The organism is Aeromonas sp. MTB (genome assembly GCF_056632455.1).
In genome coordinates this window covers 1,239,457-1,255,551 of the sequence record NZ_CP147026.1, presented here as the reverse complement: position 1 = coordinate 1,255,551, position 16,095 = coordinate 1,239,457, and the positions used below count along the sequence as shown (strand labels likewise).

The window sequence follows — 16,095 nt, the reverse complement described above, 5'->3', positions numbered from 1 at the left end:
TCAGGGCATTTCGCCATAAACAGAAAGTCAAAAAACGGCAAGCCTTACCCGGGGCCCACATAATTGTGGCCAACGAAGAACCGGTTATTGCTCATGTCTGACTGCACCATCCAGACCCCACCAGGGGGGCCTGAATGGTTGATGACTTGCAGAAAAGGTTTTCAGAACAGCTTGGAAACTATATTCAGGATGGTCAGCACACCGATGATGGTGACAAACAGGTTGCTGGCCTGACCTTTATATTTTGCCAGTGCCGGTGTCTTGCTCACCGCATACATCGGCAGCAGACAGAGCAGGGAAGCGATGATTGGCGCCCCCATTGCCTCAATCAGGTCGAGGATGTTGGGGTTCACATAAGCGACCAGCCAGGTGGATCCCATGATGAACAACATACTGACCATATTGAGTTTTTTACTGGAAACCTTGCTCTTGTCGCCCTGGTAGCCAAAGCGGAGGATAAGGCCATTCAACCCTTCCAACGTCCCCAGATAGTGACCGAAGAAGGATTTGAAGATAGCAACCAGCGCGATAATGGACGCCGCATACTCCAGGGTGGTGGCAAACGCAGACTTGCTGCCCGTCATTGAGGAGAAGTGGTTGGCCAGATAGGAGAGCACCGGAATATTCTGGGCTTTGGCTTCCGCCATATTTTGCGGTGACAGGGTAAAGAGGCAGCTGAAGGCAAAGAACATCACCACGGCCACCATCAGCATGCTGGCACCGGAGATAATCTTCGAGCAGCGCTTCTCGGTAAAATCACGACCGAACTCCTGCTCATACTCTTCCCGTTTGGAGACGATGAAAGAGGAGACAATCGGCGAGAAGTTAAAGGAGAAGACCATGATGGAGATCCCCAGCCAGACGGTAACCAGAATACCATCGTGACCAAACATCGATATCTCGCTCAGATTGACCTGATCAAAGACGGCACTGTTCCAGTACGGGACGAGGGAGAGAGAGATAACGATCAGACTGGCAATAAAGGGAAAGACCAGATAGCTCATCACCTTGACCATCAGATCTTTACCGAAGTAGATCACGAATGCCATCAACATCAACAATGCCAGTGCAACCACACCTCGATTAAGCGGAACCAACTGTAGTTGATGCTCCCAAAATGCCATAAAGGTATTGGTGATCGTCACACCATATATCCACAGCAGTGGGCAGATGGCAAAGAAATAGAGGAAGGTAATTACTACTCCACCCATTTTGCCAAAATGCTCTTCAACGGTCTCGGTAATATTTGCCGATGGATTACTGCCAGAAAGACATAATCTGGCTAACGCTCTGTGGCAATAAAATGCAATGGGATAAGCCAGCACCAGCATGATTAATATCGGGATCAGGCCACCATATCCGGCCCGGATTGGAAAGAACAAGACACCCGCCCCGATAGCAGTACCGAACAGACCTAATCCCCATGTGGTATCCGATTTACGCCATGCACGCGTATTCTCTTTACTGCCGGTGACAACACTGTCTAATATCATGACTGCATTCCTTACAGGCTAAATTGACGAATATTGTTCTGTTCGATAATTTCGGCGATCCGGGTCAGATCAATATTGCCACCCGAAATAATGCTGACGGTCTTTTTACCTTCGACATAATGTTTCAGCTTGCCACTGAGCAGCGCTGCCGAGGCCAGAGCTCCCGCCCCTTCGGTAATCACCTTGTTGCGCTGAATAAGGTCAACCATGCTATGACGAATATCATCCTCGGTGACCAGTACAATATCATCCACCAATTGTTTGACGATTTCGAAGGTCAGTGAACCGGGTCTTGCCACATCACAGCCATCGGCCAGCGTGCTGCTGGTTCTGTGATTGGTCATGGTACCGGCATAGAAAGAAGCCGCCATACCGTGCACATTCTCGGATTGCACACCAATCACCTTGATGGTCGGATTAATAGATTTGATAGCCATGGCAACACCGGCAATCAAACCACCACCACCGATCGGCACTATGATGTTATCGACATCATACAAATCTTCGATAATTTCCAGGCCGATGGTGCCCTGGCCGGCAATCACTTTTGCATCGTCGAAGGGGGGAATAAATACGCGATCTTCCATCTCCACGATTTCGCTGACTTTGGCAATGGTGTCATTGAAGCTATTTCCATGGAGGATCACTTTGGCTGAATAGTCACTGGTTGCAGCAATTTTGGATTTGGGGGCACAGCAAGGCATGACCACCTTGGCATCAATTCCCAGCATAGCACTGGAGAGTGATACACCTTGGGCATGATTGCCCGCCGAGCAGGCGACAACTCCTTTTTGTCGGTCTTCCAGACTTAATGAACTGAGTTTGTTGAAGGCACCACGAATTTTAAAAGAGCCTGTACGTTGCATGTTTTCAAGCTTGAGATAAACCTCGCCATGGCAACGTTCGCTGATGTAGTTAGAGGGTAGTTGCGCGGTCTTGTATATATGATTGGTCAGTCTTTTTTTGGCTTCAGTAATATCATGAAGACCAATGGGCAGATTGCTATACATCTTCATCGCAAATCTCTTTTTATTTATTAATTTGTAGGGTTTTATTTCACAGGGCGAAGCGATACTAGGTTCTATCACTTGCAATTAATGTGAGCATAAACACAAAAAAATCTACAAAGAGACTGCGTTACGGTGAAATTATCAAAAAATGTGATGGCAGCAACACTTGAATCCAAATGGATTAAAAAAAGTAATCAGATATTGGCAAGCAATATAATTAACAACTCCAAAACAAAGCCGTAAAGATTAGATTTTTCAGGGCAATTGCGTTGCTTTTTGCAACCGGCAATCAGTTGCTTTCCTGCCAGAACCGGGACAATAAAAAAGGGAGCCTATAAGGCTCCCTCTCGACAACACAGAACCGATTACTCGGCTGCAGCATCATCTTTCTTGTACTTGGCAGCAGTCTCTTTGATCAGAGCCTGCAACTCGCCAGCCTGGAACATCTCGATCATGATGTCACAGCCACCGATCAGCTCACCCTCAACCCACAGTTGGGGGAAGGTCGGCCAGTTGGCGAATTTTGGCAATTCGGCGCGGATATCCGGATTTTGCAGGATATCAACGTAGGCAAACGGCTCGCCGCAGGACATCAGAGCCTGGGAGGCCTGGGCAGAGAAGCCACAGCTGGGTAGCTTGGGGGAGCCCTTCATGTAGATGATGATGGGGTTGTCAGCCAGCTGCTGCTTAATCTTTTCAATAGTTTCCATAGGTGCCTCACTAGAGCGATTTCGGCGGCCATTCTACTGCAATCTTGCCCGAGCACAAACTGACAAAGGGGTGACCCGGCTCGAATTGTGCAAAGAACCCACACAGGATTGATCGCGATCATGGCGCCAATCAAGAGTTGTTAGGCCATCTTTGATACTGCTACAATCCCTTGGCTTTGGGCTACCCAGCCCCATCATTTTAAAAACAACTCTTTTCACATATAGAAAAGAGTACGCAATGTCTTGCAACCGTCGCCTTCGCACGGTCCAGCCAATGGAGAGTAGAAAATGGCATTCGAACTTCCCGCTCTGCCCTATGCAATCAACGCTCTGGAACCGCACATCTCCCAGGAAACTCTGGAATATCACCACGGCAAGCACCACAACACCTACGTGGTCAACCTGAACAATCTGGTGCCGGGTACCGAGTTTGAAGGCAAGTCTCTGGAAGAGATCATCAAGACCTCCAACGGCGGCATCTTCAACAACGCCGCCCAGATCTGGAACCACACCTTCTACTGGCACTGCCTCTCCCCGAATGGCGGTGGCGAGCCGACTGGCGCCCTGGCTGAGGCCATCAACAAGGCATTCGGCTCCTTCGCCGAGTTCAAAGATGCCTTCACCAAATCAGCCATCGGCAACTTCGGTTCCAGCTGGACTTGGCTGGTGAAGAAAGCTGACGGCTCTCTGGCTATCGTCAACACCTCCAACGCCGGTTGCCCGCTGACTGAAGCCGGTACCACCCCGCTGCTGACCGTTGACCTGTGGGAGCACGCCTACTACATCGACTTCCGCAACCTGCGTCCGAAGTACATGGAAACCTTCTGGGCTCTGGTTAACTGGGAATTCGTGGCCAAGAATCTGGCTGCCTAATCAGCCTCGCTTGCCAAAACGCCCCGCACTGCGGGGCGTTTTTTTATCTCGAGATGGCTGCGTAAATGAATAAGGCGCCCGCGGGCGCCTTTTACATATCGAGATGACCCGCTTACTGGTCCAGCTCGTCCATGTATTCATCCAGATTGGCGTCGTCAGCCTGCTCTTGCTGAGACGCTTTCAGCTCGGTCTGCTTGCCCGTCACCTTGCCCTGGTTATATTGCAGGTAGAAGTCCTTGGTCAGCGCATAAGGATCGAGGGAGTTGTCGATGATCCGCTCCTGATCGATCAGCTTGGCACGTGTGCCCAAGCCATCCAGTGCCCAGTGTGCAACCTTCATCGGGAAGGTTAACAGGGCATAGGGGAAGTAGAAGCTGTCAATCGCATCACCAACCAGCTCCCGGGTGGTAGTCGGGCCGTAGACAGGCACCATGATGTAGGCACCATTACCGATATCGGCCCTGCCCAGCACGGTATCCATCTCCAGCTTGTTGCGCTCGAGGCCGGCATGTTTGGCCACATCGAAGATACCCAGCAGACCGACCGTGGTGTTGAGGGTAAAGCGCCCCAGGTTGGTGCCTGCCCCTTTCAAATCACCGGTGATCAGATGGTTCACCATGCTGCTTGGCTCATCAAAGTTGGCAACAAAGTTGGCAATGCCATCCTTCACCCCTACCGGAATGTAGCGGGCATAGGCATGTACCACAGGACGTGCCACATAGGGCTCCAGCACATCATAGTTGACCGCCCACATGGCCCGGTTGGCCCCTTGGAAGGGATCGCGCGGATCGGCCGCCGTACTGGTGGCTCCCGGATTATTCATGCCGGGATTGAGATCCAGACTCTCTGGGCCAGGCTTGGGTGGGCCACCGGCACAGCCAGCCAGCAAGAGGGCTGCCAGTATGGCCCCTGAACGAAGATACATATGATTGTCCTGACGTTTTATTTTGATTTATCAGAAGTATAGATAACCCGGCTCCTATCCAGGAGCCGGGTTATCCAAAGGCATATTAGAGGGCGTGATCGATGCGGATGTCAATCGGAGCAGCAGGGATCTCGGCCGTCTTGACCGGCACGGATACCCCTTCGAAGGCTCCTTCCTTGTTCATCACATTGCCACCGCGCGAGAGACGTGCCTTGAACTGCAGCTCCGGATAGGCCGCCAGTTTGCTACCTTCCATCATGGCATCGCCATCCCCGAGTGACAGGGTAACAGGCAAGGTTGGCCCTGCGATACGCTTCACGGCGATGGGCATGGGCGGCCCGTTGGGCACCACGGCAAAGACGAAGAGATGGGCATCTTCCGGCATCTGAATGCCCGCCGCCAACGTGACGTGGATGGGGAATTCCCCCTCCTTCACCGCGAGCGGTTTTCCCTCAGCTTCGCCCGCGTTGGCTGCGCCTGAATTCGTCACCTCGATGCCGCGCTGTTTAAGCTGCGCGCGGGCATACTCCATGGAGCGCTCGACCATCACGTAACGGGGAGTGCCTTTCTCCATCAGTGGCAACATCGCCTGCCAGCGAGACAGCGCGGTCTGGAAGTCCTCTTTTTGCAGCGCCATAAAGGCATAGACGGAACGCGCCTCGATATTGTCCGGATCCTGCGCGATAGCAGCCTGCAACAGGGCATCCGCTTGCGCCTCATCCCCCGTCATCATCAGCGCCTGCGCATAGGGCACCGCCACCAGCGATTTCTGGGGAGCCAGCGTGTAGGCCCGCTCCAGCGCCTCGCTGGCCATTTCAGGATCATTGCCATCCAGCGCCAAACGTCCCAGCAACAGCCAACCGCGGTAGTCGTTCGGTTCATCCTTGAGGCGGGTACGCAGTGCCAGCGTGAAATCCAGCAGATCCTGCTCGGTCACCTGAGCATCCCGCTCCACCAAAATACGGTTACTAAACTCGCCAAGACGGCTGCTGGCATCTTGCCAGCGACTCACCTCTTGCCAGGAGCCCAACTTGTAGTAGAGCCCCAGACTCACCACCAACAGCACCAGTACACCCGGGATCCAGATCAGACTCTTGCCACTGCGGGCAGTCTGCTCCACATCGGGGATATCATCCAAGAGGCTTCGTTGCAGCTCGACCAGCGAGTCGGACTCCTCAGCCAGGACACCCTGCTCGCGCTCTTCGCCAATCTCCAGCAGCCGCTGGCGATAGAGCTGTTTGTTGAGTGCCGAGCGACTGATGCTCTGTTTGCCTTCACCACGCCACAGCGGCACGACGAGCGCCAGACTCACCAGCACCAGCAAGCCCGCAATAACTATCCAAAAAGCGGTCATTGTTTCTCTTCCTCTTTGAGCAGCTCGGCCAGTCGGCGCTGCTCCTCCTCGCTCAAGGCGTTATCCAGTTGTTTTTTCACCGCAGGTGGCCGGCGGCTGCGCATCACGACCACGGCGCCACCGATCAGGATCACCAGCAGCGGGCCGAGCCAGAGGATCAGGGTGGAGGCCATCAGGGGCGGGTTATAGAGGATAAAGTTGCCGTAGCGGGCCACCATGTAATCCACGATCTCCTCTTTATCCTTACCCTCGCGCACCATCTGGTAGGTCTTGTCGCGCAAGTCCTTGGCCAGCCCAGCATTGGAGTCGGCGATATCCTGGTTCTGACACTTGGGGCAACGCAGCTCCTTGGTCAGTTCACGGAAGACCTGCTCCTGATTGTCGTTGTCGAAGGTGTAGACATCGATAGCGGCCATGGCGGGCGCTTGCACCACCCATCCCAGCAACAGCAGCAGGGAAGCAATAAATACTCTCATCAGGACTCCCCTCACTTCATGGCATCAAAGATGGGTTTGAGGGTCGACGCCCAGTTCTCGGGGTTGATATCCCCCACATGGCGATACCGGATGATCCCCTTGCTGTCGATAAAGAAGGTCTCCGGTGCGCCATATACCCCGAGATCCAGCCCCAGCATGCCGTCCGGATCATAGAGGTTGACCTGATAGGGGTTGCCCAGCTCCGCCAGCCATTTGATCGCCTTGTCACGCTCATCCTTGTAGTTCATGCCGATGATGGGAATGCCCTGCCCTGCCAGCTGTTTGAGGTAGGTGTGCTCGCCATAGCAGGTGGGGCACCAGGTAGCCCAGACGTTGAGCAGCATGGGGCGACCAGTCAGGATACTGCGATCGTGCTGCTTTTTCAGATCGTAAATGTCCTGCAGAGTGAACACCGGCACCTCTTTACCCACCATCACGGACTCAAGCTTGGTGGGATCGGAGTAGAGCCCTTTGAACAGGAACACCGCCCCCAGCAAAAAGACGATAAAGGGGATTAAAAACAACCAGGTCTTTTTGTTCATGCCTTGGCCTCCTCCTCACGACGGCCGAAACGGTAACGCTTGTCCAGCATCGCCAGCACGCCACCAATGGCCATAAAGACGCCGCCGAACCAGATCCAGCGCACGAACGGCTTGTAGTAGATCCGCACCGCCCAGGCGCCGTTGTCGAGCTGTTCCCCCAGCGCCGCATAGAGATCGCGGGTGATACCGGCATCGATGGCCGCTTCGGTCATCGGCATCCGGCTCACCTTGTACATCCGCTTCTCGGGCTTGAGCAGGGCGACCTGCTTGCCATTCTTGTGCACTTCCAGCACGCCCTTGAAACCATCGTAGTTGGGGCCGTTCTTCTCTTTTATCCCGGCAAAGACGAACTCGTAATCGGCAAAGTGCACTCGATCACCCGCCTGCATTCGCAGATCCTTTTCGATGCTGTAGTTCTGGGTGCAGGCGATACCTATGATGCTGACTGCCAGCCCCACATGGCCAAGAATCATGGCCCAGTGGCTGTTGCCAAGCTTGCGCACACCGACTGCAAAGCTGTGCTTGTGGGTAGCACGCGCCCAGGTCTCCTGCACGCTGGTGACGATGATCCAGGCGCCCAGACCAATCCCTACCGCCGCCCACGGCTTGAAGGTTTCAGCAAAGAGCAGCGGCAACAGCAAGGCTGCGGCCAGACTCAGCACCAGTGCCACGACCACCTTGCTTTTGAGTTCCCCCAGCTCCTGACGACGCCAGCGAAACAGCGGGCCAACCCCCAGCAGCAGGGCAAACGGGATGATCAGCCAGCTGTAGATGTGGTTGAAGAAGGGAGTACCGATAGAGATGCTCCCCAGCCCCAGCTCCTTGTGCACCAGCGGCAGCAAGGTACCGAGCAGCACGGTCAGCAGACCCGCCACCAGCATGATGTTGTTGCAAAGCAGCAGGGTCTCGCGGCTCCACAGCTCGTGTTTGCCGTGGCTCTTCACCTGCGAGCCTTTGAAGGCAAACAGCAGCAAGGATGAACCGATCACCGCCAGCAGGAAGCCGAGAATAAACAGGCCGCGGGTCGGATCGGAGGCAAACGCATGGACCGACACCAGCACGCCGGAGCGCACCAGGAAGGTACCCAGCAGGCTCAACGAGAAGGCGGAGAGGGCCAGCAGCACGGTCCACGCCTTGAAGGTGGCGCGCTTCTCGCTCACCGCCAGCGAGTGCAGCAGAGCGGTACCCGCCAGCCAGGGCATAAACGAGGCGTTTTCTACCGGATCCCAGAACCACCAGCCGCCCCAACCGAGTTCGTAATAGGCCCACCAGGAGCCGAGCACTATGCCGAGGGTCAGGAATACCCAGGCAGCCATGGTCCAGGGACGAGACCAGCGGGCCCAAGTCGCATCGAGACGACCGGTCATCAGCGAAGCAATGGCAAAGGCAAACGCTACCGAGAAGCCCACATAACCCATGTAGAGCATCGGCGGATGGAAGATAAGACCCGGATCCTGCAGCAGCGGATTGAGGTCACGACCATCTACCGGGAAATAGGGCAAGGTGCGGGTGAAGGGATCGGAGGTGAACAACACGAAGGCAGTGAAGCCGACCGAGATCAGCCCCAACACGCCGAGTACCCGCGCGACAGCATCGAGCGGCAGACGGCGGCTGAACATGGCTACCGCCGCGGTCCAGCCACCCAGGGTCAGTACCCACAGCAGCAGGGAGCCTTCGTGGGCGCCCCATACGGCGGAAATGCGATATGCTAGCGGCAGCAGGCTGTTGGAGTTAGTGGCCACATACTGCACGGTGAAGTCGTTATCGATAAAGGCCCAGGTCAGGCAGAGAAACGACAGCAGCAGCAGCAAGAACTGGGCATAGGCGAGCGGACGGGCCGCCGACATCATGCCAAGACGCCCCCAACTGGCGCCCAGCAGCGGGTAGCTACCCAGCAGCAGGGCGGTGGCAAAGGCCAGGATCAGCGCAAACTGACCTAATTCCGGGATCATGAAGGCATTCCTTTCAATTGAACGGTGACAACAGCCGCACCACGCACGGCAGGCAAAGCGGAAAAGGCAAACACCACAGGGATCACTGCTTGGCTCCCTTCAACTGCGCCTCGGTATACTCCGGCTTGAAGTGCATGCCGTTGGTGGCATCGGCCACTTCCGGCGGCATGTAGTTCTCATCGTGCTTGGCCAGCACCTCGAACGCCTCTACGGTCGTGGCATCCTTGAGAGTGCCCTGGGCAACAATCCCCTGCCCTTCACGGAACAGATCCGGCAGGATGCCGTCAAACTCGACCTTCACCAGATGACCGCCGTTATCCACCAGCTTGAAGGCAACCTTGAGGCTCTGGGGATCCCGCTGCACCGACCCCGGCACGACCAACCCACCGATGCGCAGGCGCTGCCCCTCTTCCGGCTTGATCTTGTCCGGCCCCTTCCCCTCCACCAGCTCGCTCGGGGTATAGAAGAGGTCGATATTCTGACTGAGGGCGTAGAGCACCAGCCCGCTGACGGTCGCCAGACCCAGGGTAATGGCCAGAATGATGGTGAGGCGTTTTTTGCGTCTCGGGTTCATAGGGTGTTCTCCATCTGCTGGGCCGCCTTGCGACGGGCCTCACGCGCCTGTTTGCTGCGCAACTCGGCGAGCAGGCTGCGGGTTTTCATGCGGGTAGAAATGATGATGCCGACCAGACACACCAGCGTCAGGCCAAATGAGAGCCAGACATAGAAGGCGTAACCGCCCATCGCCATAAAATCACTGAAAGAGGCAAAGTGCATGCTTACTTCTCCTGCTCTGCAATCTCTTTGACCCAGGGGCGATGCCACTCCCGCATCAGGAGTTCATTGCGAAAACGCATCAGGGTCAGAGCCCCGAGAAATGCGGCAAACGCCAGGATCATGATCAGCAGCGGCCAGAGCATCTCGGGTGAAATGGAGGGTTTGTCAAATTTGGTGATGGTGGCCCCTTGATGCAGGGTGTTCCACCACTCCACCGAGTAGTGAATGATGGGCAGGTTGATCACCCCGACCAGCGCCAGAATGCCGGCCGCACGGCCAGCGACCACCTTGTCGCTGAAGGCGTTGTAGAGAGCAATCACGCCGAGGTAGAGAAACAGCAGGATCAGTTCAGAGGTGAGCCGCGCATCCCACACCCACCAGGTACCCCACATGGGTTTGCCCCAGGCGGCACCGGTAAAGAGGGCAATAAAGGTAAATACGGCGCCGACCGGCGCAATGGCTGCAACCGTCATGTCCGCCATCCGCAGTTGCCACACCAGGCCGATAAAGGCGGCCACCGCCATGGTGGAGTAGGCTCCCATGGAGAGAATGGCGGAAGGCACGTGGATATAGATGATCCGGAACGAATCTCCCTGCTGGTAATCCGCTGGCGCAAACGCGAGGCCCCAGACAGTACCGATCACAAACGAGAGCAGACTAATCACCGCAAACCAGGGCAACAGCGTGCCTGCCAGCTGATAGGCACGCTCCGGTTTGGCATAAGGGTGCAACCATTTCCACATAGCTCACAAAACCTTTTTGTTATTAATCGTTTGGCGAGGCCTACCATACCGACCACGGGGCAGCATCAAATACCCCGAAAGCAATAAGCGGCACTCTCCTTGATCCATCGCAACATTATTTTTTGCAGAAAGACCCCATTCGGAGCCAAATTCGGTTCAACTCACAGCCATCAGTTGAGACTGACCCGCAACGCCGCCGACACAGCCAGCGGCGTCAGTGTCAAAGCCCCCACCAGCATGGCGGCCAGAATGGCAAGCTGCCCGCCATAGGGCAAGCTCATCCCCGCGGCATCGATGGCTGAGGTGGCAAAAATCAGTACCGGAATATAGAGCGGCAGGATCAGCAGACTGAGCAGCACCCCGCCTTTGCGCAATCCCACCGTCAACGCGACCCCGACCGCGCCGAGCAGGCTCAATACAGGAGTGCCCAGTGCCAGCGTCGCGACGACGGCTAGATAGGTGTTCATATCCAGCGACAGCAAAATCGCCAGCAAGGGAGAGATAAGCAGCAGCGGCAAGCCGGTCAGCAGCCAGTGAGCAACCACTTTCGCCAGCGCCAGCAAGCCCAGCGGGTGCGGCATCAGCATCATCTGCTCCAGCGCGCCATCGGCAAAGTCGTCGCGAAACAGTCGCTCCAGCGACAGCATGGCCGCCAATAGCGCCGCTACCCAGATGATCCCCGGGGCAATACGGGCCAGCAGTTTGGGCTCCGGGCCAATGCCTAACGGAAACAGGGTGATGACGATGAGGAAAAACCAGAGCGGATTGAGAATATCGGAACGCTGGCGCAGAGCCATCAGCAGTTCACGGTGAATAAGGTGCATAACAGCGCGCAACATGGCGTTACTCCTGCAATGTCGATGCGAAGGGGGTCAACGAGATAGTCTTCAGCCGTCCCTGCATCAGGGTCAGATCCTGATGAGTGGTGAGGATCACCATGCCGCCCCGCTCGGCGTGGGCCAGAAAGAGCTGCTCGAGCACCTTGACCCCTTGCTTGTCGATGGCGGTAAAGGGTTCATCGAGGATCCAGAGTGCCGGTTTCTGTGACAGCCAGAGTCTGGCCAGAGCCACCCGGCGTTGCTGGCCGGCAGAGAGTTGCCCGGTCGGGTTCTCTTCAAACCCGGCCAGCCCTACCCGGGCCAATATCTGCCACAAGTCGATCTCTGTTTGCTGCGGGTGATGTAACTGCTGGTAGAACTTCAGGTTTTCAAAAGGGGTCAGCGCCGCTTTGACACCGGGCTGGTGACCGAGATAGAGCAGATTGGCATGATACTCATCGCGACAGTGACGAATATTCTCCCCATTCCAGCACACTTCACCGGCAAACGGCTGCGACAGCCCGGTCAACAATCGCAACAGGCTGGTCTTGCCGACCCCGTTGGGCCCTTCAATTTGCACCAGATCGCCGGGCGCAACAGAGAAAGAGAGGTGTTCAAACAGAGTGCGATCTTCGCGCACGCAGCTCAGATTGTTAACTTGAAGCAGCATGGGGATTTTTTCAGAGAAAATGAAGCGGTCTGCATCTTAACACAGTATTGGAATACGTCTTTTCAAAGATGCAACAATTGAACTGACTGGCGACCGGGATCACAAAGAAAATACGGTAGAAACCGCCTGCTCAACGCAGCTGGGGGACAAGCGGCTGCACGCCATAAAATTCAGGAAGGCAATTGCCTTCCTGAATCATCAAGAGCGACCTTTTCGCAACGATATCAAGAGCTCGGCCTCTGCCTTTGGCAACTCGCACTCACTCATGACTTCATCAAGATCGGCGCCCAGTTCGACCATCTTTGCCGCTCGGCTGTAGAGCCTGCGTTCGGGATCCTGCATGGTCAGCTCTTGCTGGCGCTCGTTGACCTGCTGCATAGCCCCTTCCACCGACTGCAGACGCTGCCCCATGCCAATGGCGCCGGTATGGAGTTCCATCATCTGCTTGCGCAAGCTTTCCAACTGACCTTGCAGGGTTGCCACACTGGCCTCGGACTCCTGCTTGCTGCGCTTGCTCTTGAACCAGATATAAGAGGCAAACGCCAAGGCAATCAGGGACACCCCCAAGGCAACCATCTCGATTATCAAAACATCACCTTACTTATCAGAGGGAACCGATATCTTCCCACTCTTCATCGGAGAGCAGCTTGTTCAAGTCAACCAGGATCAGCAGTTGCCCATCGCGGTTGCTCACCCCCTGAATAAACTTGGCGCTCTCTTCAGTACCGACCGCAGGTGCCGCATCGATTTCAGAAGAACGCAGATAAACCACTTCCGCCACGCTGTCGACCATGATGCCGATCACCTGCTTCTCTGCCTCGATGATCACGATCCGGGAGTTTTCACTCACATCACCGGAAGGCAGACCGAAACGGGAACGGGTATCGATGACAGTCACCACATTGCCACGCAGGTTGATGATCCCCAGTACGTACTCAGGCGCACCCGGCACCGGTGCAATTTCGGTGTAGCGCAACACCTCCTGAACCTGCATCACATTGATGCCGTAGGTTTCGTTTTCCAGTTGGAAGGTTACCCATTGCAGCACTTCATCTTCGGCCAGATTCTGTGCAATATTGCGCTTTTCTGTCATGTTTTTATTCCTTTTATGAAAACGTCTACTGCTAAAACTAGCAATAAAACAGCTCGATTGCAGAAGTTATCAGCGACCTTCTATGTTAACCCCACGCTCCAGCAACAGGAGCAGTTCGCGGACATGTAACAGGGCACACATTTTTTCTTTGACCATGCCCGCCAACCAGGGGCGCTTGCCCTCCTGATGGCGCCATTTCACCTGGTCACGGTGTAACAATTCAGTCCCTTTGAGATGATGGCAGGCTAATCCCCACGGCGATTCACCAAGCATAATCAGATACTTGTAATCATCCATCTCGAGATGCTGACCCGGCATGACCCACTGGGCAGTATCGACCACATTCATCTTCTGCTCGCGAGAGGTCATGATCCCCTTGTACCAGCCAGGCTGGCCAAACAGGGAGGTGATCTCGCCCAGTTGATGAATACCACCCAGCTCGGTCAACGGCACCGCAAACGTCACGCCCGCGACTTCAAAGAAAAGGGCCTGAAACTCTTTACCGGTATCGATATTTTCCCAGGCGACCGGTTCACTGGCCTCTACCGGAGCAACCTCCAGCGCCGTTTCGGTCAGGATAGTAGTATGGGGTTCCGCAACCTCGGGAAGCAGCACCTCCGCAGGCCACTCAGGCTCCACCGGCAACAGTGACTCCTCCGCCACAATCTCCAGCGGTGCGGTGAGTGTTATCTCCTGGGTGAAGGCATCATTTTCGAACTGGACTTGTCCCACCTGAGCCAATAGCTCACCGAGCTGGGCAAGCCGTGGATCGCTTTCGAGGTATGGTGCGGCGACTACCTCGGGGACGCTTTGGGGCTGACGTTGCAACTGTAAAACAGGGGCAGATTGAACCTCTTCCACTTCATCCAGCACCAGTGGCTCATCGAGCAACAGGGAGTGGAAATAGTCATCCATCGCCCGAACTTGAATGGTATCTCTCATGCCGTCACCTCATGAACCCGTTGCCGCTCAAGGGCATCAAGATGGTTGAGCAGCGTTTCATATGCATAGGTTCCACGACTCCCGGGAGAATAGATAGACGGGGGAATATGCAGCAAGCTGGCATCCCGAAACTTGGTATCAATAGGGATCACCGCATTCCACACTGAATCTCCATATTGATCCTTGATCGACTTCAAGGTCATCAGAGAGGCACGGGTGCGCTTGTCGAACATGGTCGGGATCACGGTATAACGGAACTTGTCACGCTTGGAACGCTGCATGATCTCGAATGTTTTCATCATCCGCTCCAACCCCTTGAGGGCCAGAAATTCGGTCTGGACAGGCACCAGAATGCGATCGCAGGCAGCCAGCGCGTTGACCATCATCACCCCCAGTACTGGCGGGCAATCGATCAGCACGTAATCATATTGATCCTGAATGCGCAGCAGTGCCCGCTTCAGTACCAGTCCCATCCCCTCACGATTGCCCATCACCCTATCAAGGGTCGCCAAGGTAATAGATGCTGGCAGTAAGTTGATATTTTCGAACTTGGTCTTGAGTGTCAGTTTATTGACAAGCTCGGCTGTCGGTTTGACAGCTTGAAACAACTCATAGAGGGTTCCATCCAGGCGATCTGAATCAAAATCAAGATATGCAGTCAGCGAAGCATGGGGGTCGGTATCAATCAACAGCACCCGCTGGCCACGCTGGGCCAGGATCCCCGCAAGCGAGACCACTGTGGTGGTTTTACCCACACCACCTTTCTGGTTGGCAACCGTCCAAACAATCACTGTATCAATCCTGCCTTGTTGTTATGCGTATGCCACCACCGGGCAAGGTGATCACCTTTATCTCTCCTGCATCCACCGCCTGTTGTACAGCAGGAACCGGTTCAGCAACTACAGTAGGCGTTGCAACCACAGGTGCCGGCGGCACCCAGGCAAATTTGGAGATAGCGACCACAACCTTGCGATTCTGCAGTCTGCCCTGCTCGCTGCCGTTGTCAGCAAAGGGGGAAAACTCGCCATATGCCTCGAACGCCAGACGCTGAGGGGCGATCCCATCGGCAATCAAGCCATTGAGTACCGCCTCGGCCCGAGCAGCAGAAAGCGCCCAGTTAGAACGATAAATTTCATTATTTATCTGTTGGTTATCGGTATAACCCCGAACCCTTACATAGTTATCGACCGGTTTGAGAATACTTGAAAGAGTATTAATGACCGGTGCAGCGTTTGGTCCCAAAAAGGCACTGCCGCTGCCAAACAACAAGCCGGAACTGAGTTCAACCGTCAGCCAGTTCTCATCTTGCGTCAGTTTGACGATACCGGCATCCACCAGCGAACCCATGCTCTGTTGCAACTGCATATCGAGTTTTGCAAGTGTCGCGCCATCTTGCAGCACTGGCACACCAGAAATAGGAGCAAGTGAAGGAGAGGGGGATGCAGGGCTTTCCAGCAACGATGGAGAGGCAGATACCGCGTTATCCAGCAGGGAATTCCCCTGCCCTTCAAGCAAGCCATTGCCGCCAGACTGCATGACACTGAACGCCTGGCTCATACCATCAATCACCGCGCGATACTTGTCCTTGTTCACCAGCGCAACAGAGTAGAGCACCACGAACAAGGCAAAGATCAGCGTCATATAATCGGCATAGGAGACCAGCCAACGGTCAAGATGCTCGCGCCCCTGCAAGTGCAACCGATAGCGCTTGCGCATG

19 protein-coding genes are annotated in these 16,095 nt (G+C 55.2%); 1 reads left to right on the top strand and 18 read right to left on the bottom strand.

Annotated elements, in window-relative coordinates; all coding sequences use genetic code 11:
• Positions 1-161 precede the first annotated feature (161 nt).
• The 3 genes from tdcC to WBR25_RS05925 all read right to left on the bottom strand — a co-directional run bounded on the left by tdcC (position 162) and on the right by WBR25_RS05925 (position 3,213).
• Positions 162-1,493, bottom strand: coding sequence for a threonine/serine transporter TdcC (gene tdcC / locus WBR25_RS05935; RefSeq protein WP_019444738.1), 1,332 nt, complete (start codon positions 1,491-1,493; stop codon positions 162-164).
• An 11-nt stretch (positions 1,494-1,504) separates the two neighbouring features.
• Positions 1,505-2,509 carry a bifunctional threonine ammonia-lyase/L-serine ammonia-lyase TdcB gene (tdcB, locus tag WBR25_RS05930; RefSeq protein WP_043820948.1) on the bottom strand — a complete coding sequence of 335 codons (1,005 nt, stop codon included), beginning with the start codon at positions 2,507-2,509 and terminating at the stop codon, positions 1,505-1,507.
• A gap of 359 nt (positions 2,510-2,868) precedes the next feature.
• Positions 2,869-3,213 (bottom strand): Grx4 family monothiol glutaredoxin, encoded by a 345-nt coding sequence (locus WBR25_RS05925; protein ID WP_005353650.1) that lies wholly within the window; start codon positions 3,211-3,213, stop codon positions 2,869-2,871.
• A gap of 288 nt (positions 3,214-3,501) precedes the next feature.
• On the opposite strand from WBR25_RS05925, the gene sodB reads away from it, so the two are divergent.
• Entirely contained in the window at positions 3,502-4,086 is a 585-nt protein-coding gene (gene sodB / locus WBR25_RS05920) for a superoxide dismutase [Fe] (RefSeq protein ID WP_019444736.1), read from the top strand.
• 112 nt (positions 4,087-4,198) lie between these two features.
• Here the strand turns inward: sodB and WBR25_RS05915 are convergent, their stop codons facing one another.
• The 15 genes from WBR25_RS05915 to WBR25_RS05845 all read right to left on the bottom strand — a co-directional run bounded on the left by WBR25_RS05915 (position 4,199) and on the right by WBR25_RS05845 (position 16,094).
• Entirely contained in the window at positions 4,199-5,011 is an 813-nt protein-coding gene (locus WBR25_RS05915; RefSeq protein WP_005334673.1) for an MlaA family lipoprotein, read from the bottom strand.
• 85 nt (positions 5,012-5,096) lie between these two features.
• Entirely contained in the window at positions 5,097-6,365 is a 1,269-nt protein-coding gene (ccmI, locus tag WBR25_RS05910; RefSeq protein WP_479749549.1) for a c-type cytochrome biogenesis protein CcmI, read from the bottom strand.
• Entirely contained in the window at positions 6,362-6,841 is a 480-nt protein-coding gene (locus tag WBR25_RS05905) for a cytochrome c-type biogenesis protein (protein ID WP_017788562.1), read from the bottom strand. Before WBR25_RS05905 ends, ccmI begins: the two co-directional genes overlap by 4 nt.
• Positions 6,842-6,852: 11 nt before the next feature.
• The gene (locus WBR25_RS05900) at positions 6,853-7,383 is read right to left on the bottom strand and encodes a DsbE family thiol:disulfide interchange protein (protein WP_064335794.1); all 531 of its coding nucleotides are present in this window, start codon (positions 7,381-7,383) and stop codon (positions 6,853-6,855) included.
• On the bottom strand, positions 7,380-9,335 hold the full coding sequence (locus WBR25_RS05895) for a heme lyase CcmF/NrfE family subunit (RefSeq protein WP_113740467.1): 1,956 nt from the start codon (positions 9,333-9,335) through the stop codon (positions 7,380-7,382). The genes WBR25_RS05900 and WBR25_RS05895 overlap by 4 nt, the downstream gene beginning before the upstream one ends.
• An 82-nt stretch (positions 9,336-9,417) precedes the next feature.
• A complete protein-coding gene (ccmE, locus tag WBR25_RS05890; RefSeq protein WP_005334685.1) occupies positions 9,418-9,909 on the bottom strand; it encodes a cytochrome c maturation protein CcmE in 492 nt (163 codons plus the stop codon).
• Positions 9,906-10,112 (bottom strand): heme exporter protein CcmD, encoded by a 207-nt coding sequence (gene ccmD, locus WBR25_RS05885; RefSeq protein WP_005353657.1) that lies wholly within the window; start codon positions 10,110-10,112, stop codon positions 9,906-9,908. The genes ccmE and ccmD overlap by 4 nt, the downstream gene beginning before the upstream one ends.
• Positions 10,113-10,114: 2 nt before the next feature.
• Positions 10,115-10,855, bottom strand: coding sequence for a heme ABC transporter permease (locus tag WBR25_RS05880; protein WP_005334687.1), 741 nt, complete (start codon positions 10,853-10,855; stop codon positions 10,115-10,117).
• A 170-nt stretch (positions 10,856-11,025) separates the two neighbouring features.
• Positions 11,026-11,694, bottom strand: a complete 669-nt coding sequence (gene ccmB, locus WBR25_RS05875) for a heme exporter protein CcmB (RefSeq protein ID WP_005353658.1) — start codon at positions 11,692-11,694, stop codon at positions 11,026-11,028.
• Positions 11,695-11,698: 4 nt separating this feature from the next.
• Positions 11,699-12,343 carry a cytochrome c biogenesis heme-transporting ATPase CcmA gene (gene ccmA, locus WBR25_RS05870; RefSeq protein WP_005362034.1) on the bottom strand — a complete coding sequence of 215 codons (645 nt, stop codon included), beginning with the start codon at positions 12,341-12,343 and terminating at the stop codon, positions 11,699-11,701.
• A 198-nt stretch (positions 12,344-12,541) separates the two neighbouring features.
• Positions 12,542-12,919: a DUF2802 domain-containing protein gene (locus WBR25_RS05865; RefSeq protein ID WP_005353661.1), complete on the bottom strand. Its 378-nt coding sequence runs from the start codon at positions 12,917-12,919 to the stop codon at positions 12,542-12,544.
• A gap of 28 nt (positions 12,920-12,947) precedes the next feature.
• Complete coding sequence (locus WBR25_RS05860) at positions 12,948-13,436, bottom strand: chemotaxis protein CheW (RefSeq protein WP_005298836.1); 489 nt, start codon at positions 13,434-13,436, stop codon at positions 12,948-12,950.
• A 69-nt stretch (positions 13,437-13,505) separates the two neighbouring features.
• Entirely contained in the window at positions 13,506-14,378 is an 873-nt protein-coding gene (locus WBR25_RS05855; RefSeq protein ID WP_042054452.1) for a chemotaxis protein CheW, read from the bottom strand.
• A complete protein-coding gene (locus WBR25_RS05850) occupies positions 14,375-15,169 on the bottom strand; it encodes a ParA family protein (RefSeq protein WP_005334696.1) in 795 nt (264 codons plus the stop codon). The genes WBR25_RS05855 and WBR25_RS05850 overlap by 4 nt, the downstream gene beginning before the upstream one ends.
• Before the next feature lie 4 nt (positions 15,170-15,173).
• Positions 15,174-16,094 (bottom strand): flagellar motor protein MotB, encoded by a 921-nt coding sequence (locus WBR25_RS05845; protein ID WP_021229886.1) that lies wholly within the window; start codon positions 16,092-16,094, stop codon positions 15,174-15,176.
• Position 16,095: the final 1 nt, after the last annotated feature.